At 69.0% G+C, this 20,016-nt stretch carries 25 protein-coding genes; 12 read left to right on the forward strand and 13 right to left on the reverse strand.

What is annotated here, in order from left to right:
- Positions 1-130: 130 nt before the first annotated feature.
- Positions 131-808 carry a hypothetical protein gene (locus ACZ4O3_RS41775; RefSeq protein WP_467727596.1) on the reverse strand — a complete coding sequence of 226 codons (678 nt, stop codon included), beginning with the start codon at positions 806-808 and terminating at the stop codon, positions 131-133.
- A gap of 80 nt (positions 809-888) precedes the next feature.
- Between ACZ4O3_RS41775 and ACZ4O3_RS41780 the strand changes: the two genes are divergently transcribed.
- On the forward strand, positions 889-1,233 hold the full coding sequence (locus ACZ4O3_RS41780; protein WP_467727597.1) for a hypothetical protein: 345 nt from the start codon (positions 889-891) through the stop codon (positions 1,231-1,233).
- 724 nt (positions 1,234-1,957) lie between these two features.
- On the opposite strand, the gene ACZ4O3_RS41785 is transcribed toward ACZ4O3_RS41780, so the two are convergent.
- Entirely contained in the window at positions 1,958-2,182 is a 225-nt protein-coding gene (locus tag ACZ4O3_RS41785; protein WP_362717002.1) for a DUF397 domain-containing protein, read from the reverse strand.
- Positions 2,179-3,054, reverse strand: a complete 876-nt coding sequence (locus tag ACZ4O3_RS41790; RefSeq protein ID WP_467727599.1) for a helix-turn-helix domain-containing protein — start codon at positions 3,052-3,054, stop codon at positions 2,179-2,181. The genes ACZ4O3_RS41785 and ACZ4O3_RS41790 overlap by 4 nt, the downstream gene beginning before the upstream one ends.
- Before the next feature lie 289 nt (positions 3,055-3,343).
- Here ACZ4O3_RS41790 and ACZ4O3_RS41795 point away from each other — a divergent pair, with 289 nt between their 5' ends.
- Positions 3,344-4,186, forward strand: a complete 843-nt coding sequence (locus ACZ4O3_RS41795) for an FkbM family methyltransferase (protein ID WP_362716996.1) — start codon at positions 3,344-3,346, stop codon at positions 4,184-4,186.
- Between the two features lie 6 nt (positions 4,187-4,192).
- Here ACZ4O3_RS41795 and ACZ4O3_RS41800 read toward each other — a convergent pair whose 3' ends face one another.
- From ACZ4O3_RS41800 to ACZ4O3_RS41835, 8 genes are all read right to left on the reverse strand, one after another.
- Positions 4,193-4,720: a hypothetical protein gene (locus ACZ4O3_RS41800; RefSeq protein ID WP_467727601.1), complete on the reverse strand. Its 528-nt coding sequence runs from the start codon at positions 4,718-4,720 to the stop codon at positions 4,193-4,195.
- On the reverse strand, positions 4,668-5,861 hold the full coding sequence (gene tuf / locus ACZ4O3_RS41805; RefSeq protein ID WP_351693772.1) for an elongation factor Tu: 1,194 nt from the start codon (positions 5,859-5,861) through the stop codon (positions 4,668-4,670). The genes ACZ4O3_RS41800 and tuf overlap by 53 nt, the downstream gene beginning before the upstream one ends.
- 156 nt (positions 5,862-6,017) lie before the next feature.
- Positions 6,018-8,144 carry an elongation factor G gene (fusA, locus tag ACZ4O3_RS41810; RefSeq protein WP_362716989.1) on the reverse strand — a complete coding sequence of 709 codons (2,127 nt, stop codon included), beginning with the start codon at positions 8,142-8,144 and terminating at the stop codon, positions 6,018-6,020.
- A gap of 39 nt (positions 8,145-8,183) precedes the next feature.
- Positions 8,184-8,654: a 30S ribosomal protein S7 gene (gene rpsG, locus ACZ4O3_RS41815; protein ID WP_007384059.1), complete on the reverse strand. Its 471-nt coding sequence runs from the start codon at positions 8,652-8,654 to the stop codon at positions 8,184-8,186.
- Positions 8,655-8,656: 2 nt separating this feature from the next.
- A complete protein-coding gene (gene rpsL, locus ACZ4O3_RS41820) occupies positions 8,657-9,028 on the reverse strand; it encodes a 30S ribosomal protein S12 (protein ID WP_003948652.1) in 372 nt (123 codons plus the stop codon).
- A 446-nt stretch (positions 9,029-9,474) separates the two neighbouring features.
- The gene (locus ACZ4O3_RS41825; protein ID WP_362716985.1) at positions 9,475-9,672 is read right to left on the reverse strand and encodes a hypothetical protein; all 198 of its coding nucleotides are present in this window, start codon (positions 9,670-9,672) and stop codon (positions 9,475-9,477) included.
- Positions 9,669-10,382: a hypothetical protein gene (locus ACZ4O3_RS41830; protein ID WP_467727602.1), complete on the reverse strand. Its 714-nt coding sequence runs from the start codon at positions 10,380-10,382 to the stop codon at positions 9,669-9,671. The genes ACZ4O3_RS41825 and ACZ4O3_RS41830 overlap by 4 nt, the downstream gene beginning before the upstream one ends.
- Positions 10,375-10,689, reverse strand: a complete 315-nt coding sequence (locus ACZ4O3_RS41835; protein ID WP_362716979.1) for a WhiB family transcriptional regulator — start codon at positions 10,687-10,689, stop codon at positions 10,375-10,377. The genes ACZ4O3_RS41830 and ACZ4O3_RS41835 overlap by 8 nt, the downstream gene beginning before the upstream one ends.
- Positions 10,690-10,947: 258 nt before the next feature.
- On the opposite strand from ACZ4O3_RS41835, the gene ACZ4O3_RS41840 reads away from it, so the two are divergent.
- The 5 genes from ACZ4O3_RS41840 (at position 10,948) to ACZ4O3_RS41860 (ending at position 13,502) form a co-directional block, all read left to right on the forward strand.
- Complete coding sequence (locus ACZ4O3_RS41840; RefSeq protein ID WP_362716976.1) at positions 10,948-11,430, forward strand: helix-turn-helix domain-containing protein; 483 nt, start codon at positions 10,948-10,950, stop codon at positions 11,428-11,430.
- A gap of 142 nt (positions 11,431-11,572) precedes the next feature.
- Positions 11,573-11,986 (forward strand): hypothetical protein, encoded by a 414-nt coding sequence (locus ACZ4O3_RS41845; protein WP_362716973.1) that lies wholly within the window; start codon positions 11,573-11,575, stop codon positions 11,984-11,986.
- Between the two features lie 129 nt (positions 11,987-12,115).
- On the forward strand, positions 12,116-12,715 hold the full coding sequence (locus tag ACZ4O3_RS41850) for a phage tail tube protein (RefSeq protein WP_362716970.1): 600 nt from the start codon (positions 12,116-12,118) through the stop codon (positions 12,713-12,715).
- Between the two features lie 74 nt (positions 12,716-12,789).
- The gene (locus ACZ4O3_RS41855) at positions 12,790-13,080 is read left to right on the forward strand and encodes a hypothetical protein (RefSeq protein WP_362716968.1); all 291 of its coding nucleotides are present in this window, start codon (positions 12,790-12,792) and stop codon (positions 13,078-13,080) included.
- 65 nt (positions 13,081-13,145) lie between these two features.
- Positions 13,146-13,502 carry a hypothetical protein gene (locus ACZ4O3_RS41860; protein WP_467727637.1) on the forward strand — a complete coding sequence of 119 codons (357 nt, stop codon included), beginning with the start codon at positions 13,146-13,148 and terminating at the stop codon, positions 13,500-13,502.
- Positions 13,503-13,522: 20 nt separating this feature from the next.
- Here the strand turns inward: ACZ4O3_RS41860 and ACZ4O3_RS41865 are convergent, their stop codons facing one another.
- On the reverse strand, positions 13,523-14,419 hold the full coding sequence (locus tag ACZ4O3_RS41865; protein ID WP_467727605.1) for a hypothetical protein: 897 nt from the start codon (positions 14,417-14,419) through the stop codon (positions 13,523-13,525).
- Between the two features lie 292 nt (positions 14,420-14,711).
- Here ACZ4O3_RS41865 and ACZ4O3_RS41870 point away from each other — a divergent pair, with 292 nt between their 5' ends.
- The gene (locus ACZ4O3_RS41870) at positions 14,712-14,909 is read left to right on the forward strand and encodes a hypothetical protein (protein ID WP_467727607.1); all 198 of its coding nucleotides are present in this window, start codon (positions 14,712-14,714) and stop codon (positions 14,907-14,909) included.
- Between the two features lie 336 nt (positions 14,910-15,245).
- Here ACZ4O3_RS41870 and ACZ4O3_RS41875 read toward each other — a convergent pair whose 3' ends face one another.
- Positions 15,246-15,668 carry a DUF3592 domain-containing protein gene (locus ACZ4O3_RS41875; protein WP_362728166.1) on the reverse strand — a complete coding sequence of 141 codons (423 nt, stop codon included), beginning with the start codon at positions 15,666-15,668 and terminating at the stop codon, positions 15,246-15,248.
- 119 nt (positions 15,669-15,787) lie between these two features.
- Between ACZ4O3_RS41875 and ACZ4O3_RS41880 the strand changes: the two genes are divergently transcribed.
- The 4 genes from ACZ4O3_RS41880 to ACZ4O3_RS41895 are packed head-to-tail and all read left to right on the forward strand — an operon-like array spanning position 15,788 to position 20,012.
- Positions 15,788-16,600, forward strand: a complete 813-nt coding sequence (locus ACZ4O3_RS41880) for a hypothetical protein (RefSeq protein ID WP_467727608.1) — start codon at positions 15,788-15,790, stop codon at positions 16,598-16,600.
- A 27-nt stretch (positions 16,601-16,627) separates the two neighbouring features.
- Positions 16,628-17,818: a phage tail protein gene (locus ACZ4O3_RS41885; RefSeq protein ID WP_467727609.1), complete on the forward strand. Its 1,191-nt coding sequence runs from the start codon at positions 16,628-16,630 to the stop codon at positions 17,816-17,818.
- The gene (locus ACZ4O3_RS41890) at positions 17,815-19,065 is read left to right on the forward strand and encodes a phage tail family protein (RefSeq protein ID WP_467727611.1); all 1,251 of its coding nucleotides are present in this window, start codon (positions 17,815-17,817) and stop codon (positions 19,063-19,065) included. The genes ACZ4O3_RS41885 and ACZ4O3_RS41890 overlap by 4 nt, the downstream gene beginning before the upstream one ends.
- A gap of 26 nt (positions 19,066-19,091) precedes the next feature.
- Positions 19,092-20,012 (forward strand): phage distal tail protein, encoded by a 921-nt coding sequence (locus ACZ4O3_RS41895; RefSeq protein ID WP_467727613.1) that lies wholly within the window; start codon positions 19,092-19,094, stop codon positions 20,010-20,012.
- Positions 20,013-20,016: the final 4 nt, after the last annotated feature.

Genomic DNA, 20,016 nt, shown 5'->3' on the forward strand with positions numbered 1-20,016 from the left:
ACGCTGCGGATCCCCGGGCGTCGGGTCCCGGTCGAGGTCGAGTGGATGCCAGTCCGCCGGCCGATACCCCGCCATGTCCCCGCAACCCCCGTCGCGTAAGCACCGTCAACACGCCTGTGCACAAGCGAACTTACAAGGAACGGCCGTTCGAGGTGAAGCCCCGGTCCGCGAAGCGGAACGTCGACGTGATCGCGTCGAAGATGTCGAAGAAGGAGTCGGCCAGGTCCAGGACCTGGCTGCTGCCGGCGACCAGCGCCACCTTGCCCTCCTGCCCGGGGACCGGGATGAACGTCTGCATCAGGACCGCGCGGACCGTGCGCCCGAGGCTGTCCTCGGGGATCTGGATGTCCTCGATGCCGTAGGTGCGCGCGGCGGGGCCCACGCCGGGGATGTCGACGGTGGTCACCTTGCGCCAGGAGTCGCCCTCCCGGTGCGCCTCCTTCGGCGCGAGCTGGGAGGCGATGGCGGCCGGGTCGTTGGAGAGCGGCGCGCCCTCGCGGGTGCGGCCGCCGATCAGCGACACCGTGACCGAGCCCGTGACCGGCGTGTCCCCGCCGAAGCTCTCCGCCATGCAACCGCAGTACAGCGCGCCCGACTTCCAGGCGTCGGCAGCGGACTTGCGCAGGAAGGTGACGTAGGTGTCCCGGTACGGGACCAGCTCCGGATGCTGGGCCACGCGCTCGTCCACCATCCGCCGGATCGAGTCGTCCCGCGACTCCGGCCGCACGTCGAACTCCCACCACGACTCGGGCACCTTGATCCGGAAACCGCCGCGCTCGACGGTGAGCGTCTCTATGTAGCGGGCCATGGTGTACGTCGCCCCCGTTCCGGTGATCTGATATACGGTGCGGCCCAGACTACGAGATGCGCGAACGGGGGGACGGTCACGTGGGCAAAGGCAAGAGCGACCTCGCGATACCGCTGAGCGAGCTGGAGGACTACGGCCGCCAGCTGCGCTCCATCAAGGAACGTCTCAACCACACCAAGAAGATGTTCGAGTCCTACCGGGACGACATCGGCAGCGGTACGGTCTACGACGCCCTCGACGACTTCGAGTCCAACTGGCACGACGGCCGCGAGGACATCAGCAAGCAGATCGACTCGCTCGCCGACATGTCCGACACCGTGGTCCGCGAGTTCAAGAAGCTGGACGACGACCTCGCGAAGAAGGCGAAGGACGCGGTACGGCCGGAGGAACGGCAGCAGGGTGGCGGCGGCCCGAAGGTGCAGTAGCGACCGCTCGGGCCTCGTGCGTGAAGCGGGCGGGGTGGCCGAGCGGGATGCGGTCGAGTGCGGGGGCGACCGCGGGCCAGGACGTGACGACGGGGCGGCAGCCCGTCGACTGGTCGCTGCCTTCACCGACCAGCCAGTGCCCCGCCTCGCGTACGAAGGTGATCCCTCCAGCGCCCAGTGCCATCGCGCCTCCCGCACAGGCCACGTGCTCGCTCCGGCGCGGAGCCAGCCGTAGCCCGCCGTCGAGGCCGACGGCGTAGGTGAACGGCTCGGCCGGCTCCGTCGGCGACTGCCGTCCGGCCCACGAGTCGACATCGGCGGCAAACGTGATGCGGGTCCCGGTGCCGGTGGACCCCGGCACCGCGACGGCCGGTTCGGCGGGGCCGACATGGCGGTAGCTCCGCTCCGGTGGACTCGTGAGCGACTCCTCCAGCGCCTCGTCGTGCGGGCGGTGGCCGGCCTTGACGCGGCGGACCAGAGGACGATATCCGGCGGAGACAGCTTGTAGTCCCGGAAGCAGCCCGTCTCGTCGGCGGCCGCCCTCGCCTCGTCCTCGTCGAAGGCGCAGAGCGCGCAGACGGCGGCGAGGAGACGGTCCACTGCTGCCGTCTCTCCGCCAGGAACGCACCGGCCGACACGTCCGCGAGCGACCAGGTGCCGGTGGCAGTCGTGGCGCCGACGGCCACCACTTCCCCGAGCGGCGCCAGGAGTTCGCGGACGTACCTCACTCGCCGCCGGCCACGGCCGCGCAGCAGAGGAACGCGGTCCAGGCGGCGGACGGGAAGGCGAGGCGGGGGCCGCGGGCAGGGGGGTTCTTGGAGTCGCGGACGTGGATGGTGTCGGGGGTGGTGGCGACCTCGACGCAGGAGTCGCCCTCACTGCCGCTGCTGTAGCTGCTCTTGAACCACGTCAGACCGGAGGCGTCCTCGGCCGTGGTCGTGCGGATCATCTCTCCCCCAGCAGTTGTTCGATGAAGGCCGCCGACTCACGCGGCGTGAGCGCCTGCGCCCGGATGACGCCATACCGCAGTTCAAGGATACGGAGCTGCTTCGGATCGGACACCGGTCGGCCGCCCGACACCGCAGGCGAGCGCCCTACCGCCGAACCGTCCTCGGACTTCAGCACCTCGATCCCGCCGTCGACCCCCGCGTGCTCCTCGCGGTCCATCGGCATGACCTGGAGCTCGACGTCCCGCAGCCGGGCCGCCTCCAGCAGGTGTTCCAGCTGCTGACGGAGCACCGCCCGTCCGCCGAGCGGCCGCCGCAGCGTCCATTCCTCCAGAACGAAGCTGAGTTCGGGCGCCGGGTCCCGCTCGAAGACGGCCTTGCGGGCCACCCGCGCGGCGATGAACCGCTCCGCCTCGTCCCCGCTGTACGCCGGGCGGCGCATCAGAAGCAGCCCGCGCGCGTATTCGGGCGTCTGCAACGACCCGTGAATGTGGAGCGGGTCGCAGAGCTGCAACTCGACTGCCTTCGCCTCCAACTGCGCCAGGTCACGTACCTTCTTGGGATACCGGACCCGCCGCACGTCCTCCTTCATCGCCCAAAGCAGCCCGCCCGCGTCCAACACCTCGTCGGCCCTGTCCAGATACTCCGGCCGGGGAATCCGTTTTCCGCCCTCGATCTTGTAGACCATGTCCTCCCCGTAGCCGACCGCCTCCCCGAACTCCGCGGCCCGCATCTCCACCGCCTCCCGCCGGAGCTTCAGCCGGCGCCCGACCGTGGCGATCACCGCGACGCCCCACTCGTCGTCGGGATCCGCCTCCCAACCAGGCTCGTCCGCCTCGCTCCTGAGCCGTTCCGCCACGCCGTCCACACTCATCCCACGCTCCTCCGCCGAACGACCGTGCCACGACGACGCGCCGCCTCCACGGTGCGTGACGACGCCGTCACTCCGCACCGTGGGGGCTCACGGCCATGCCGAGTGACGTGAACCGGGAAATCTCCACCCGGCCCGCAGGCCGATCCGCTTCAGGAAAAGGAAAGGTGAATTCCACGTTATTCGAAGCGGTTGCCGCGCTGAATAACAGCTCGCACCTGCCTGCGAGCGGTCCTTACGGAATATTTCCGCACCCTGTGACAATCTCTGGCCCTGGCTTTACCATCGCCCAATGCGTATTTCCGAGGTCGAAGCAGCCAATGCCCGCATGCTGGCCCACGCACCATCGGTCCGGCCCGTTTCCACCGGCGACATCATCCGCGTGCACCGCAAGAAGTTCCCGTACCGCGGCTACGTCGAGATCGATTCGCCGCACTGTCCGCCGTTCGTGATGTTCTGCGTGAACGACGATGCGGTGGCCATGGACACCCTGTGGAACGGGACGTTCGGTTACGAGCCCGGCACCCTCGCCACCTGGGCCCGGCTGGCGGCGCGGAGCACGACGATCGCGGACGTCGGCGCCCATGTCGGTTACTTCTCGATGATCGCGGCCCATGCGAGCCCGAAGGCGAAGGTGCACTCGTTCGAGCCGGTCGACCAGATCCACTCCCGGCTGTCCGTGAACGTCCGCTCCAACGGCGTCCCGAACGTCAAGCTCTACCAGGCCGGTGTCTCCAGCGAGCCCGGCTGGGCCGACATCAGTGTCCGGTTCTCCGGGAACCTGCTGTCCACCGGTTCGACCCTGGAGGGCGCCGCTCCCGACGCCCAGCTCAAGCGCATCCGGCTGGTCACGCTCGACGAGGTGTTCGCCGACACCAAGCTGGACCTCGTCAAGATCGACGTGGAGGGCCACGAGATGTCGGTGCTGCACGGGGCCCGTCAGGTGCTCAAGCGCGACCGGCCGACCCTGGTCCTGGAGGCCCTGGTCGACGCCTCCCTCGACGAGTTGTTCGCCGAGTTCGCACCGCTCGGCTACGACGCCCACTGGATCACCGAGGCCGACGGCGCGCTGGTGCACTGGCGCGAGCCCCGGCCCGCCCACACCCGGAACCTGCTCTTCGCACCGCGGGACTGAGACACTTCACAGCCGCCGGCTCTCCAGTCGGCCCAGGCAGATCACGGTCAGCCCGCCCGTGTCGATCAGCAGCCGCTGCACCACCACCGTGGGGTCCACCGCCCAGAACTCCAGGCGATACCGCCCGGGCCCACCGTGCGCGGGTACCGTCCGATCGGCCCCGGCCCGCGGACAGGGGACCTGTGAGTCGCATGGGGCGCATGGGGCCCGAGCGCCCCGTCGCGGGGACGGATACGCCCGCACCGTAACCTCACCCGCCGACAGCGGGGTCACCCCGTGCTCCAGCCGGGGCCACGCCTTCCCCAGCCGCCCGTCACCGGCCACGCCGGCGCCCTCGCGCCGGTCCGGCCGACGCCGTGGGGCAGCGGCACCGGCCTTCCCGGCCCGCTCGCGGCGGAACGCCAACGGCGAAGGGGCCCGTACGACCGAAGTCGTACGAGCCCCTTCAGATACCTGCCTGGTCAGCCCTTGCGGGCCGAGATCACTTGTTGATCTTGGTGACCTGGCCGGCGCCCACCGTGCGACCACCCTCACGGATGGCGAACTTCAGGCCCTCCTCCATGGCGATGGGCTGGATCAGCTCCACCTTCATGTCGGTGTTGTCGCCCGGCATGACCATCTCGGTGCCCTCGGGGAGGGTCACGACGCCGGTCACGTCCGTGGTACGGAAGTAGAACTGCGGGCGGTAGTTGTTGAAGAACGGCGTGTGACGGCCACCCTCGTCCTTGGACAGGATGTACGCGGTCGCCTCGAACTCGGTGTGCGGCGTGACCGAACCCGGCTTGATGATGACCTGGCCGCGCTCGACGTCCTCGCGCTTGATGCCACGGAGGAGCAGACCGACGTTCTCACCGGCCTGGCCCTCGTCGAGCAGCTTGCGGAACATCTCGATGCCGGTGACCGTGGTGGTGGTCTTCTCGGTCTTGATGCCGATGATGTCGACGGTCTCGTTGACCTTGAGGACACCACGCTCGATACGACCGGTGACGACGGTGCCACGACCGGTGATCGTGAAGACGTCCTCGATCGGCATCAGGAACGGCTTGTCGACGTCACGCTCGGGCTCCGGGATGGACTCGTCGACGGCCTTCATCAGGTCGAGGACGGACTGGGTCCACTCGGCGTCGCCCTCGAGGGCCTTGAGCGCGGAGACCTTGACGACCGGCAGGTCGTCGCCCGGGAACTCGTACTCGGAGAGGAGCTCACGGACCTCGAGCTCGACGAGCTCCAGGATCTCCTCGTCGTCCACCATGTCGGCCTTGTTCAGGGCGACGACGATGTACGGCACGCCGACCTGGCGGGCCAGGAGCACGTGCTCCTTGGTCTGCGGCATCGGACCGTCGGTGGCGGCGACGACGAGGATCGCGCCGTCCATCTGCGCGGCACCGGTGATCATGTTCTTGATGTAGTCCGCGTGACCCGGGCAGTCGACGTGGGCGTAGTGACGGGTCTCCGTCTGGTACTCGACGTGCGCGATGGAGATGGTGATACCGCGCTGACGCTCCTCGGGCGCCTTGTCGATGTTGTCGAACGCGGTGGCCTCGTTCAGGTCCGGGTACGCGTCGTGCAGCACCTTGGTAATGGCGGCCGTGAGGGTCGTCTTACCGTGGTCGATGTGACCGATGGTGCCGATGTTGACGTGCGGCTTAGTCCGCTCGAACTTCGCCTTCGCCACTGGGGTCCTCCTGGGAGTGGTTCTGTACGCCTTGATTCGATCGGCGCCAGGTGATCTTTGCTGTTGGTTCCCGGGCCCCGGGCCATTCCGCCACGAATGCGGAGGAACGGCCCGTGAGGCTCCGGGGTCAAGCCTAAAGCGTCGTAGCGCGGTGCGTTACTCGCCCTTGGCCTTCGCGATGATCTCCTCGGCGACGTTCCGCGGAACCTCGGCGTAGGAGTCGAACTGCATCGAGTAGCTTGCGCGACCCGACGTCTTGCTGCGGAGGTCTCCGACGTAACCGAACATCTCCGAGAGGGGCACGAGGCCCTTCACGACGCGGGCACCGGACCGCTCCTCCATGGCCTGGATCTGGCCACGGCGGGAGTTGATGTCGCCGATGACGTCACCCATGTAGTCCTCGGGCGTGACGACCTCGACGGCCATCATCGGCTCGAGGAGCACGGGGGACGCCTTGCGCGCGGCCTCCTTGAAGGCCTGCGAGCCGGCGATCTTGAACGCGAGCTCGGAGGAGTCCACCTCGTGGTAGGCACCGTCGAGAAGCGTGACGCGGACGCCCGTCATCTCGTACCCGGCGAGGATGCCGAACTGCATGGCCTCCTGCGCACCGGCGTCCACCGAAGGGATGTACTCCTTCGGGATACGGCCACCGGTCACCTTGTTCACGAACTCGTACGAGGCGTCGCCGCTCTCGATGGGCTCGATCGCGATCTGCACCTTGGCGAACTGACCGGTACCACCGGTCTGCTTCTTGTGGGTGTAGTCCACGCGCTCGACGGCCTTGCGGATCGTCTCACGGTAGGCGACCTGCGGCTTGCCGACGTTGGCCTCGACCTTGAACTCACGGCGCATCCGGTCGACCAGCACCTCGAGGTGCAGTTCGCCCATACCGCCGATGATGGTCTGGCCGGTCTCCTCGTCCGAGTGAACCTGGAAGGAGGGGTCCTCCTCCGCGAGACGCTGGATGGCGACACCCAGCTTCTCCTGGTCACCCTTGGACTTGGGCTCGATGGCGACCTGGATGACCGGCGCCGGGAAGTCCATGGACTCCAGGATCACCGGCTGCTTGTCGTCGCACAGCGTCTCACCGGTCGTGGTCTGCTTCAGACCCATGACGGCGATGATGTCGCCGGCGCCCACCGACTCGATCTCCTCACGCTTGTTCGCGTGCATGCGGTAGATCTTGCCGATGCGCTCCTTCTTGCCCTTGACGGAGTTCAGCACGGCGGTGCCGGACTCCAGGCGGCCCGAGTAGACCCGGACGAAGGTGAGCTTGCCGAGGTGCGGGTCGCTCATGATCTTGAACGCCAGCGCGGACAGCGGCTCCTCGTCGGACGGCTTGCGCTTGACCACGACCTCCGGGTCCTTCACGTCGTGGCCCTCGATGGCCTCGACGTCAAGGGGGGAGGGCAGGTAGCGCACGACCGCGTCGAGCAGGGGCTGAACGCCCTTGTTCTTGAACGCGGTACCGCAGAACACCGGGGTGACCGTGATGTCCTTGGACTTGCCGGACGCGATGGTGATACGACGGATCGCGGCGTACAGCTGCTCCTCGGAGGGCTCCTCGCCCTCCAGGTACAGCTCCATGATCTCTTCGTCGTTCTCGGCGACGGCCTCCAGCAGCTTGCCGCGGTACTCCTCGGCAGCCTCGGTGTGCGTGGCCGGGATGTCGACGACGTCGTACATCTCACCCTTGGTGGCCTCGGCGGACCACACGAGCGCCTTCATGCGGACCAGGTCCACGACGCCCTGGAAGTCGGCCTCGGCACCGATCGGGAGCTGCATGACGATCGGCTGCGCGCCCAGACGGTCCTTGATCATGTCCACGCAGCGGTGGAACTCGGCACCGGTCCGGTCGAGCTTGTTGACGAAGCAGATACGCGGCACGCCGTAGCGGTCCGCCTGACGCCAGACGGTCTCGGACTGGGGCTCGACACCAGCGACGCCGTCGAACACCGTCACGGCACCGTCGAGCACGCGGAGCGAACGCTCCACCTCGACGGTGAAGTCGACGTGGCCCGGGGTGTCGATGATGTTGATCGTGTGGTCGACGTCTTCCAGCGGCCAGTGACAGGTGGTGGCAGCAGAGGTGATCGTGATGCCACGCTCCTGCTCCTGCTCCATCCAGTCCATGGTGGCGGCGCCGTCGTGAACCTCGCCGATCTTGTACGACACACCGGTGTAGAACAGGATCCGCTCGGTAGTGGTCGTCTTGCCCGCGTCGATGTGGGCCATGATCCCGATGTTGCGGACCTTGGCCAGGTCAAGTGAAGTGGTAGCCATAAGGCTTCAGTCTTCTCTCGGTCTCGATGTGGGTAGCGACTACCAGCGGTAGTGCGCGAAGGCCTTGTTGGACTCGGCCATCTTGTGGGTGTCCTCGCGCTTCTTGACGGCCGCACCGAGGCCGTTCGAAGCGTCGAGAAGCTCGTTGAGCAGACGCTCGGTCATGGTCTTCTCGCGACGGGCGCGGGAGTAGCCGACCAGCCAGCGCAGCGCCAGGGTGTTGGCGCGGCCGGGCTTGACCTCGACCGGCACCTGGTAGGTGGCGCCACCGACACGGCGGGACTTGACCTCAAGCGTGGGCTTGATGTTCTCCAGCGCGCGCTTGAGCGTGATGACCGGGTCGTTGCTGGTCTTCTCGCGCAGGCCCTCCATGGCGCCGTACACGATGCGCTCGGCGGTGGAGCGCTTGCCGTTCAGCAGCACCTTGTTGATGAGCGACGTGACAAGAGGAGAACCGTAGACCGGGTCGATGATGACCGGGCGCTTCGGGGCAGGGCCCTTACGAGGCATTCTTACTTCTCCTTCTTGGCGCCGTAGCGGCTGCGGGCCTGCTTGCGGTTCTTGACACCCTGGGTGTCGAGCGAGCCGCGGATGATCTTGTAGCGAACACCGGGCAGGTCCTTCACACGGCCGCCGCGCACGAGCACGATGGAGTGCTCCTGCAGGTTGTGTCCCTCACCCGGAATGTAAGCAGTGACCTCGATACCGCTGGTCAGACGCACACGCGCGACCTTACGCAGGGCCGAGTTCGGCTTCTTCGGGGTGGTCGTGAACACACGCGTGCAGACGCCACGACGCTGAGGGGAACCCTCGAGTGCGGGCGTCTTGTTCTTCTCGACCTTGTCCTGCCGGCCCTTGCGGACCAGCTGCTGGATCGTAGGCACTACTTCTCCGGTTTCTGTGTGCCGAATGGTGAAGCTAACCTGGAACGTCGCCGACCCACGCGGTCGGGTGTGTCGGATTCCGTGGACTCCTGCCGAACGGCAGAAGGGGGCGCGGATCGCGGTGGCCACTTCGTCACTCCGGTGCGGTTTGAAGGCACGCACGAGGATCAGGGCACACCCCAGGCACAAGGTCTGAGCGTACCCAGCGCAGTCACTTCGGTCAAAACCAGGAAGCCGGGACCGGTCACGGAGGCTCTGATCAGCGGTTTCGAGGCCGCCTTCCGATATACCACGAAGACGAACGACACGCGAACGGAACGCGTCGCGAGCTGCCGGTGGCGGGTTTCACAGACGGGCGGGAGTGTGGCGCAAGGCGCGTGGGGACTGCCTGACCAGCCCCCACGCACCCCCGGGTGCCCGCCCGCGCCGAGGCGCACCCCTGGTCGTCACGGACGGCGGGACGCCCTGCGTTCCGCCGCGAAGACGTCCTCCAGGCGGAACAGGGCCGACCGGCCCGCCTTGCCGGCGGCCGTCAGGTGGCCCAGCTGCACCCATTTCCTGATGGTGGCCGGCGCGACGCCGGCCTCCTGGGCGGCGAGCGGCCCGGGAACGAGAGTGGGCGGGTCGGCGTGCGTGGACTTCATCGGCGCCGCCACTCCCCCTCGGCCCAGGCGTGCCGGCAGGCCGGGTCGTCGTGGCAGCCGCAGTCCGGGTCCGTGCAACGGCAGGCCGGGTTGACGCAGAGGACGGCGGCCCGGTCCGGGAAGGCCCGCAGCGAGACGGAGTCGCACCAGGGGCAGCGCCCGGAGACACGGACGACGGTCTCGGTGTCACCGAGGGCACGGGCGCAGCGCCGGGCCATCCGGCGGGCCTCGTCCCGGACGTGGGCGGCGAGAACCGCGTCGGCGGCGATGTCGTCGAGGAGACCGGCGATCCGCCGCAGCCGCTCCGGTACGGAGGCGCGGCGGACGCGGGGCAGCCCCAGCCGGTCCCGTACCGCCTCCTCGAGCTCGACCACGCCGTCGGTGACGTCCCGGATGGTGTCGGAGATGTGCAGCCGCAGCGGGGCGGCGCCGTGGCCGGGGGCGACGAGACCGTGGACCTGCTGGAGCCGCAGGGCCTCGGCGCGCTCCGTACGGAGCCGGCCGGCGAGGTCCGCGGGCGGCGGCGCGGGCGTGGGCCGGTGGTCCGGGGCGGCGCGGCCGGGGGCGAGCTCGACGGACAGCTCCGGGAACTGCCGCAGGAGCAGGCCGATCCACAGGGCGGCGCGCTCGGCGGCGTTGCGGGCGGGGCGGTCGTCGGAGGGAGCGTCAGAAGAAACAGGAGAAGCAGGGGTCGTACGGCGGTCAGGCAACGGAGCCTCCGCGGCGCAGGGCGCCCCGTACGACCGGGCCCTGCATGACCGGCAGCAGTTGGGCCGGTATCGCGACGGCACGGCCCCGGCGCCAGAGGCGGCCGCCGCAGACGCCGTCGAACCAGTTGTCGGCGGGGGCGACGGCCTCCTCGCAGTGACGGCGCACCGGGCAGCGGGTGCAGGCCCGCAGGGCGGGCGCGGCCTCCGTGACCTTCCTGGAGAAGACGATCCGGGGCGGGAGCCCCGCGCAGGCGGCCGCGGCCTGCCAGGCGGGTGGTGGACATGAACCGGTGACGGAGACGGACATGGGGCCTCCCAAGGTGGCTCCGGTGGGGCTGATGTGAGGCGAGCGCCGTCAAGACTTACAGATTGCGCGCGCGCTCGCAACAAATATGCCAGTGGCCCTTTCGGCCGATCATGGAAGAATCAGGACCACCCGGGCGTCGCCCCCCCACGGAATCTCCCCGTATCGCACGGACTTTCCTCGTTGCTTGCACGAGAGCACGTAATTCCGTGCGCGCAAGCAAGCTAAACTTGCCGCACCCCGAAGGAAGCGAGCCCTCAGATGACCAGTCAGGACCTGGAGTCGTTCGCCGCATGGGTCGAAGACCTGCTGCGCGAGCGCGGCTACGACATCGACAGCCCACGCGGCGGCGGCAAGTCGCGCATAGCGGACGAAGCGGGGGTCCACCGGGCCGCCGTCACCCGCCTGCTGCAGCGCCAGAGCATGCCGGACCTGGAGACCACACGCAGGCTCGCCCGCGTGCTGGGCGTCCCGGTCCGCGAGATGCTGATCCGCTCCGGTCGCCTCACGGCGGAGGAACTCGCTGACCCGCACGACCACCTGACCGCACCGGCGCCGAGCGCGGAGTTCGGCCGCCGGCCCACCCTCGAGGAGGTGGCCGACCTGCTGGGAGTGCCGGCGGACCGACGGGAGATGTTCGTGCGCGTGGTGGAACAGTTCCTGCCGGCCGAGGTGGCGACGGCCGTCGGACACGGCCAGGAGGAGGGCCGCCCCCTGGCGGATGCGGCGACCGCCGGCGACTGAGCCCTTCCCCCGACCCCTCTCTCCGACTCCCTCCCCGACTTAGTTGCGTGCGCGCACGCTCTCTGTCACAGTTGGTGCAGCGGCGGAGCTGTGTCCGCAGGCCGGCCGCACTCATCCCGACGCTGCCCCGAGGTGATCCGGCATGACCACACCCACCCCACCCGCCTCGTTCCCCGACATCGAGGCGATGATCGTCGACGTCCTCGACGACGACTCCAGACTCTCCGGCGCCACCGTCGCCGTGCAGGCACCGGCCGGCTTCGACGGCACGACCCCCGCGGTCTTCGTCAACCGCCGCGGCGGCGCCTGGGCCGGCGAGCGCCATGTCGACCAGCCGCTGATCGAGCTGGAGGTGTACGGCCCGACGAAGCAGGCCGCGCACGTGCTGGCCAACGACGCCCGCCAGATCCTGCTGTCGATGGCGGACCACCGCTACGGCACCAACCTCGTCACGGAGGTCGAGGAGCAGGACGGCCCGCGCTGGCTGCCTGACTACCTCTACTCGGCCGCCAACCGCTACGTGACCGTGATGAAGGTGTACGTCGACGTCTACTGACGCCCCCGCCTCACCCCCCACCCCACAGACCGAAGGCCCCGCCACCCCGGCGGGGCCTTCGTCGTACCCGGACAGGACCCGGTACGGCAGCCCACCCCGACAACGACCCCACCACCAAGGAGAACGACCATGGCAGGAACCAACTCCTCCGAGATCCGCATCGCCGGCGTAGGCCGCCTCTACGTCGCCACCGCCGGCACCGACGTGCCGACGACCTTCTCCACCGACACCGCCACCGACTGGGCGAGCTGGCAGAACCTCGGCTTCACCTCGGGTGACGGCGTGACCTTCTCCAAGAAGGACAAGCTGGAGCCGGTCGACGTGTGGCAGGCCGTGAGCCCGGTGCACTTCGTGTACTCGGACCGCGACCTGACCCTGAAGTTCTCGCTGATGCAGTTCAACGAGGACACGCTGCCGTTCTTCATGGGCGGCGGCACGGTGGACGCGGTGACCGGCTCGACCGGTGTCTACAAGTACGACATCGCCGACCGTCCGTTCGCCGACGTGCGGGCGCTGGGCCTGGAGTTCACGGACGTCAAGGCGAGCGACGGCACCGCCGTCACCTACCGCTTCGGCATCCCGCGCGGCCAGGTCACCGCGGCCGACGACATCAAGCTGGCCCGCAAGTCGGCGGCCCAGCTCGGCATCACCTTCACGGCGATGGCCTCGGCCGACGGTTCGGCGCTGGCCGGCTTCGTGATGAAGGACTCGGCGTACGCCGCCTCCTGATCCGCCGGGGTGGGACGGACACCTCGGTCCGTCCCACCCCGGACCCGCCCCCCGCCTCTCACACAAGGAGCACCATGACCCGTTTCGACGTCAACGCCGCCCGCGCCCAGCGCCTGGAGGCCCTCGGCCGTACCTGGTCGTTCGACATCGACGAGGAGAGCTACACCCTGCCGACCGAGCTGACCCGCGCGACCGCGAAGGCCCTGCGCAAGCTCGACGACAACGACGTGGACGGGCTGCTGCGGCTGCTGCTCGGCGAGAAGCAGTTCGCCCGTTTCGAACAGCACGAGGTCACCATGCAGGACATCGCCGCCGTCCTGGAGGCCTACGGCAAGGAGACCGGGCTCGGCCTGGGGGAAGGCTGAGCCTCGTCGGGTTCGTGGACGAACACGCCGAGGCCCTCGAAGCGGACCTGCTCCGCTACTACGGCATCGACCTGCTCGACTGGCATCGCCAGACGCTGTCCGCCCGGCGTCTCGCGCTGCTCGTCAAGCACCTGCCGCGCGACAGCGCCCTGAACCGGGAGCTGCACGGCGAGGCCGCGGAGTGGTCGGTGTCCGACCACCTCCTGGCCGCCGCCGTGGACCATCTGGCGGCCGCGAACTGGATGTTCGCGTCCGTCAACTCGGAGGAGGGCGACCAGCCGGATCCGCCGACGCCGGTACCGAGACCGTCGTACGACGACGCAACACCGCCGGCCGCCGAGAGCGCACCGGGCCCGGCCGCGGCCTCGCCCGCCTCCGACGCGGCACCGTCGGCCGCGCAGCTGGCCCGCTTCTTCGGCTGACCCGCCCCGCAGCCGGCAGGTCACTCGTCCCGGCGCCGGCCGGGGGCCCGGCCCTCCAGCTCGTCCGCGAGGGCCCGGGCCTTCTCCGAGAGCCGCGCCCCGGTCACCGGATCGCCCTCCTCCTGCTGCTCCCCGGCGTCCGGCCGGCGCACCTTGTCCCGGCCGCCGGCCGCACCCTCACGATGCAGCGGAGGCACGCTGGGCCGCCCGTTCCGCCGTACGACCGAACGCCGTTCGGCGGCGGCCGGCACCACCCGCTTCTCGCGCACCTCGCGGGCGGAGAGCAGGGTGTCGGTGCCGGGACCGGCGTCCATGTCCGCGTCCGCGTCCGCTTCCGCCTCCGCGTCCTCGCAGACGCCGGGGTCGGCCCACGGTCCGCCGTCCGCCGTCCGCCGTCCGCCGTCCGCGACGAACCGCTCCCGCTCCCCGCGCTGTTCCACCCGCGTCCATTCGGACGGCGGGTGCAGGAGTCGGACATACGGCAGGTGAATGACCTCACCGCGACCGCCGGGCTGCCCTTCCGGCCTGCGGGCCCGCCGGGGCAGCCGCCCGGTCCGGGCGTCCTCCTGGCCCTGGAGACAGGCGGCCGTGATCCGTTGCTCGTACGCCCGCCGGACGACCGGAAGCTGCTCGTCGGCCACGTCGGCCCAGCCCGCGCTGTGGGCGGCCGTCTCCCGCCGGTCGAGTTCACCGCGCGGCAGGATGACCAGGTCCTGCGGCCGGTGGCCGAGGCTCAGGACCAGCTCGGAGAGACGAGCGATGAGATGTGGCAGATCGGCGGCCTGTTCGAGCCAGTCGATCACCTGCCGTTGCCGCGCGTTACCCGCGTCCGCGTCCCCGTCCACCCCGTAGGCCTTGCTCTCGTCCCTGCCCCATCGCGCCCCCCGCGCGAGGACGGCCGCCCTGTGGCCGTCCACCGTCGCATGACAGGCCCTCAGGTCCCTTGCGAGGCCACACCGTTCACTTTCACTTCACCGACGGGAGAACGGCCGGATCCCAAGCCACGGATCCGACACAACATCCACTGCACCCCCGCATCGCCGCAGGTCCGGCCCCGGTGACGACAGAGAGTGAAACCAATCGGCTTCGGCAAACACGGAGCGACACCACGGGATTACTCGTACACTAGTTCGAACAGACGCTCGAGCGCGTCAGGAGCGCACCTGTACCACCAGCCCAGCGGACAGACCGGAAAGCAGGCCGACAGACATGGCGACTGGCACGAGCAACTTCCCGCAGCAGCCGATCGACACCTACTCCCGCCTCGCCCACCTCCTGCACTCCCCCGCGCCCGACCGCGAGGCACTGCTCGACCGGCTGTACGAGGAACTGCTCACCCGCGAGTCCCGGGCCTACGCGGCCGGCTGGACCGACGCGCTCACCGAAGCCCGCCGCGTCCGCCGCTGACGCCCTCGGGGAACGCGCACCACACCGGCTTCTCGCCATACGCCGCCCGGCGCCGTCCCGACCCCCCGCGACACCGCCTCGACCAGCCGCAGCCCCCTCCCGCCAGCCCGCCAACGGGTCGCTGCTGACCGGCAGTCGAGGCATCCGGGCCGGCTCCCGGTCGAGCGCGCGACCACCCGAAGCGACGGCGGCGCGATCCACCGCCCCATTCCCGGGACCCCGTGGTGCCGCCCGGTTCCCGCCCGGTACGACCGACAGCCGCAGCGAGCACCCGACCGGACCGCGAGGACGGCGAAGGCCGCCGCGCGCCGGCCACGCGCTTTCGGCCGAAGGTCGTCAGAAGAACGGACGGGACAGGGCCACCATCAAAATCCCGGCGGCAAACAGGGCCAACCCGCCGTACCCGAAGAGGAAGACCATCATGCGCTCATCGCGGTAGTCGATGTCGCCGCGGGTGCCGGTTCTCGCCCGCGTCGGCCTTTCCGGGTCATAGATGACGGGCACCTCGTCACCCGGCGATCCGATCGGTTCCAGCATCACCTCTTCGAATTCCTCCGAAGACCCTCCTCCGGACAGGCGGACCTGAAGGTACAGGCGCATCTGTCCGCCCACGGGCTCCCAACGGGCAATGGTTGCCGCACCCTCCACACCACTGCGCTCCAACTTCCTCAGGCGCCGATAATCCCAAAAGCTGTTCAGCTGAAGAATTAGACCGCACGTCCCCAGGAATACGAAAAGTATTCCCAGGAGGTCGACCACACCGCCTGGCCTCACCAGACCCCCCCTTCTGCAATTGAATATCCGCCTGCAATCAAAAAAGCTAACAGGCGCTGATCGGCGGAGTCAACCGTTCATCGACTTTCGAAGTGAGGTGGAAAATGGCCAGCGATTCAAACGCACAGGTCCTGGAGAAAATCGCCGAACTCAAGCAAGACATCAGTACGGTAAGTGTCACACTCAACACACACGTGAAGAACGGCGACAATCTAAATCAAAAGGACAAGAAGGACATCCTTGACGCCATCAAGGAGGGGCCGGACGAGCAGAAGAAGCCCTGGGAAGCATTCCTTGAGTCGATCGGCTTCAAGGACCTGATGGACGCTTTCAAACAATTGAGCGGCTGGAGCATCCTCATCCTCGCGAGCGCCGCCGGGATCACCTTCCTCAAGGACAGGGTCCTCAACTACGGGGCCATTCTCAACGCGATCTCGAATCGTCTGACGGGCAAGGTCTTCACTATCGGGGAGAACGGCCTGCCGGCCAGGCGGACACGCGCCCAGGTCGAGGCGGACAACGCCGTCTCCATCAACCCGCACGGTATCCAGCCGCAACTGCTGAACGACCTCAAGACCGCACTCAGTGGACTCCCGCCGAAAATCCACGCGTTCAACACCGAGATGGCACAGACGAAGTCCGCGAGCACGATCAAGAAGATCTCCGACGCCATCGGGAAGCTGGCTGAAAAGCTGGAGCCGGATCCCACACACACCATCAAGGACGTGGCGGGGGCCGTCGGCGAACTCCACACGAAGCTCCAGTCCTTCGATCACGAAAAGCTTCCGAAAGCGACGACCCTGCGAGGCATCGCCGAGGCCGCCAGGGATCTCAGTCGCAACGCCGACAACGTCAAGAGGATGTTCCAGGACCTGGGGGTCGCGTTCACCGAGACCGCCAACCGTATCGGCGCCTGACCCGGCTCTCTCCCAAGGAGGTGTCCCATGAGTCTCGTTAGTTCCCTGAAGAAGGCCTCCGGTTCGCTGGAGGACTTCAAGTCCAGGGCCTCCGGTGCCGGCACCGCGGCCAAGGGGATCGGCAGTGACAGTCAGAAGAGCGCCGGTCAGCTGAAGGCGCTGAAGACGGCCGCCGACGGGTCCGGGAAGGAGTTGAAGGACCTCAAGACCGCGTCGGACCAGGCCGAGAAGTCGCTCGGCAAGGCCGGCAAGACCGGTACCAGTGCCGGGAAGAACCTCGGGAAGTACGAGTCCGGGGCGAGCAGGGCGGCCAAGGGCCAGGACAAGATGAACAAGTCGATGAAGGGCAACTTCTTCGGCCTGCTCATGCAGTTGCTGCAGCCGCTCATCGACAAGGTCATCGACATGGTGACCAACTCGAAGACCATGCAGAAGGTCCTCAAGCAGGCCTTCGAGGTCATCAAGAGCGTGATCAGCGACGTCATGAAGGCCATCGGGCCGATCATGAAGAACGCCGGCAAGCTGATCAAGTCGGTCTGGAACGGCATCAGGACGGCGATCACCACCATCGTCAAGGCCGTCGCCACCGTCATCCGCACCTACGTCACCATGTGGAAGACGATCATCACCGGCACGCTCAACGCCATCCGCTCGGTCGTCTCCGGGGTGTGGAAGGGCATCAAGGCCGTCGTCTCGCCGGTCGTCAGCTGGATCAGGTCCGCGATCCCGAGCGCCTTCCAGACCGTCAAGAACCGGCTCTCCAGCATCTGGGGCGGCCTCAAGGGCATCGCCGGCCGTGCCTTCGACGGCATCAAGGGTGCGGTCCGCGGTCCGGTCAACGGCGTCATCGGCCTCATCAACTCGGCGATCGGCGCCCTCAACGGCATCCACGTCTCCATCCCCGGCTGGGTCCCGATGGTCGGCGGCAAGACCTTCGGTGTCAGTCTGCCGAGGATCCCCGCGCTGGCCACCGGCGGTGTCGTACTGCCCCGCTCCGGCGGTGTCCCGGCGCTCCTCGCCGAGGCGGGTGAGGCGGAGGCCGTACTGCCGCTCAGCAAGCTCGACCGGCTGCTGAAGCGTGCGGCCGCCCGAGGCACCACGAGCGGCTCCACCGCAGACGGTGGCGCGCTCCACATCGAGCACTACTACGCGGCCGAGACCAGCAGCCCGCAGCGCACCGCCGACGCGCTGATGTTCCTGGCGAAGGCGCGCGGATGAGCAGCACGGTCGCAGGCAACCCGTTCAAAGGGGCCGTTCCCGCCCTGCGTGCGTTCCGGACCAGGACGGAGCAGACCCAGTCCAGGCTGCGGTCCCTCTCCGATCGCGTCAAGGATGCCGACGACGACCTCAGCCGCGTCGGTGCTGCAGCCGGCCAGGGCGCCACCGCGGTCCAGAACATCAAGGCGAACGCCGCCACCGCGGCCCGCTCCGTCGCCAGGGCCGGACGGACCGCCACCGGATCGGCCTCGGACCTCAGGTCCGTCGGCAGCGGGGTGAGGAGCGCCGGGAGATCCCTCGGCAAACTCAAAGCCGGGCTCGGCGGCGTCTTCGCGATCGTGGGCGCGCTGATCTCCGCCTCCGGCGTCCTCGGCGGTCTCCTGGACACCTTCGGCACCGCCATGACCATCGGCTCCGGCGTGATGATCGTCGTCAATGCCCTGACCCGCGCCAACCCGATCGGCTTCGTCACCGGCCTGCTCCTCCCGGTGGGCGGCTGGCTGCTGGACATCGCCCTCAACTCCGAGACCGGGCAACGGCTGATGGACCAGCTCGCCAAGCTGATCCTCCAGTACGTCACCGGCTACCTGGCCGTCCTCGGCCCGGTCCTCAGGGCCGTCGCCGCTGCCGTGAACCTGTACGTCACCGGCTACCTCACCCTGATCACCGGCGTCCTGACCACCCTCGGCACCCTCATCGGCACCGGCTTCGCCGTCCTCAAGGCGCTCACCACCGGGGACACCCGCGCACTGAGCGGCAGGGTGTCGGCGGTCTGGAACGGGCTGAAGAGCGCCGTGCGGCCCGTCCTCGACTGGATCACCAAGGACATCCCCCAGGGGTTCACCCGGATCAAGGACGCCACCTCCCGCACGCTCACCGCGATGGGGCAGTTCGTGACCACCGGCGCCCAGACCGTCGCCGGGGTGATCAAGGGACCTCTCCAAGGGCTCGTCGCCTTCGCGAACTGGGTGATCGACGGGCTGAACAAGCTCAGCTTCAGCCTCCTCGGCAAGAAGTTCGGCGTGCACCTGAGCAGGATCCCGATGCTGGCGGAGGGCGGGGTCGCCGTGCCCGGAGCGGCCCGGCCGGGCAAGGTGCTCCCGCTCACCGCCCTCGCCCGCACCCGGCCCACCCGGGCCGTCCGCGATGCCCACCGTGTCAAGGAGTTCCACGAGAGCCACGGCGCCGGCGCCCACGCCACCGCGACCGACCTGCTCTTCCTGGCCTCCGCACACGCCTGCCCATGACGACAGTCAAGTGAGGTGACGGCCCGATGGCCGACCTGACCACAACCGCATACGCCGACGACGTTCCCCCCGGCTCACTCATCACCCGCGACGGGCAGATGCAGTGGGCCGGACTGCTGCTCGGCCCCGGTACGCCGTACGAGATCGGCAGTGACGGGCTGACCGGCTGGGAGGACCTGCCGGACTACGACACCACCGACGCCGACCACCCCACCGCGCACGGCGCCTGGCCGGGGGCGCGCTACGCCAAGCCCCGCAAGGTCGGCGCCACGATGTGGACCGTACCGCCGTCCGACGACAGCGCCTCCTACCTCGCCGCGACGCGCACGCTGCGCCAGGCGCTGCTGCTCGGGGACGCGGAGCGCTGGCTGGCGGTGCGGCTGCACGGCGAGACGCTGGCCGTCCGGGCCCGGGTCGCCCAGCGCGTGCTGGGCGCCGACCGGACCTACACCACGCAGGGCGTCTCCAGGGCCGCCGTGCAGTGGTACGCCACCGACCCGCGCCGCTACGCCGTGGACGAGCAGGCGGCCGTGACCGGCGCCCCGCAGCCGGAGAGCGGGCTCACCTGGCCGCTGACCTGGCCGCTCCACTGGGGGCAGGCGGCCTCGACCGGTGACGTCAGCGCCGACAACAACGGCTCGGCGCCCACCCATCCGACCCTCGTCTTCACCGGCCCGTGCGCCAACCCGACCGTCACGGACCGGACCTCGGGCCGCAAGCTGCGCTACCTCATCACACTCGCGGCCGGTGACGAGCTGGTCGTGGACACGGCGGAGGGCACGGTCACCCTCAACGCCACCGCCTCCCGCCGCCACACCGCCGGCACGGACGGCAGCCCCGAGGAACTGTTCGCCTTCGAGCCCGGCCGCGCCCAGCTGGCGTTCCGCCCCGACGCCTACGACACCGGCGCCCGGCTGACCGTCCGCTGGCGCTCGGCGGAGTGGTGAGCAA

The sequence above is a fragment of the Streptomyces sp. NPDC026515 genome (assembly GCF_055567595.1).

Bases quoted from the DNA above. Each gene is read 5' to 3' on its own strand.
- ACZ4O3_RS41775 (WP_467727596.1), bottom strand. From the start codon at position 808: ATGGCCCGCTACATAGAGACGCTCACCGTCGAGCGCGGCGGTTTCCGG.
- ACZ4O3_RS41785 (WP_362717002.1), bottom strand. From the start codon at position 2,182: ATGATCCGCACGACCACGGCCGAGGACGCCTCCGGTCTGACGTGGTTC.
- ACZ4O3_RS41790 (WP_467727599.1), bottom strand. From the start codon at position 3,054: ATGAGTGTGGACGGCGTGGCGGAACGGCTCAGGAGCGAGGCGGACGAG.
- ACZ4O3_RS41795 (WP_362716996.1), top strand. From the start codon at position 3,344: ATGCGTATTTCCGAGGTCGAAGCAGCCAATGCCCGCATGCTGGCCCAC.
- fusA (WP_362716989.1), bottom strand. From the start codon at position 8,144: ATGGCTACCACTTCACTTGACCTGGCCAAGGTCCGCAACATCGGGATC.
- rpsG (WP_007384059.1), bottom strand. From the start codon at position 8,654: ATGCCTCGTAAGGGCCCTGCCCCGAAGCGCCCGGTCATCATCGACCCG.
- ACZ4O3_RS41825 (WP_362716985.1), bottom strand. From the start codon at position 9,672: ATGAAGTCCACGCACGCCGACCCGCCCACTCTCGTTCCCGGGCCGCTC.
- ACZ4O3_RS41835 (WP_362716979.1), bottom strand. From the start codon at position 10,689: ATGTCCGTCTCCGTCACCGGTTCATGTCCACCACCCGCCTGGCAGGCC.
- ACZ4O3_RS41840 (WP_362716976.1), top strand. From the start codon at position 10,948: ATGACCAGTCAGGACCTGGAGTCGTTCGCCGCATGGGTCGAAGACCTG.
- ACZ4O3_RS41845 (WP_362716973.1), top strand. From the start codon at position 11,573: ATGACCACACCCACCCCACCCGCCTCGTTCCCCGACATCGAGGCGATG.
- ACZ4O3_RS41850 (WP_362716970.1), top strand. From the start codon at position 12,116: ATGGCAGGAACCAACTCCTCCGAGATCCGCATCGCCGGCGTAGGCCGC.
- ACZ4O3_RS41855 (WP_362716968.1), top strand. From the start codon at position 12,790: ATGACCCGTTTCGACGTCAACGCCGCCCGCGCCCAGCGCCTGGAGGCC.
- ACZ4O3_RS41870 (WP_467727607.1), top strand. From the start codon at position 14,712: ATGGCGACTGGCACGAGCAACTTCCCGCAGCAGCCGATCGACACCTAC.
- ACZ4O3_RS41880 (WP_467727608.1), top strand. From the start codon at position 15,788: ATGGCCAGCGATTCAAACGCACAGGTCCTGGAGAAAATCGCCGAACTC.
- ACZ4O3_RS41885 (WP_467727609.1), top strand. From the start codon at position 16,628: ATGAGTCTCGTTAGTTCCCTGAAGAAGGCCTCCGGTTCGCTGGAGGAC.
- ACZ4O3_RS41890 (WP_467727611.1), top strand. From the start codon at position 17,815: ATGAGCAGCACGGTCGCAGGCAACCCGTTCAAAGGGGCCGTTCCCGCC.
- ACZ4O3_RS41895 (WP_467727613.1), top strand. From the start codon at position 19,092: ATGGCCGACCTGACCACAACCGCATACGCCGACGACGTTCCCCCCGGC.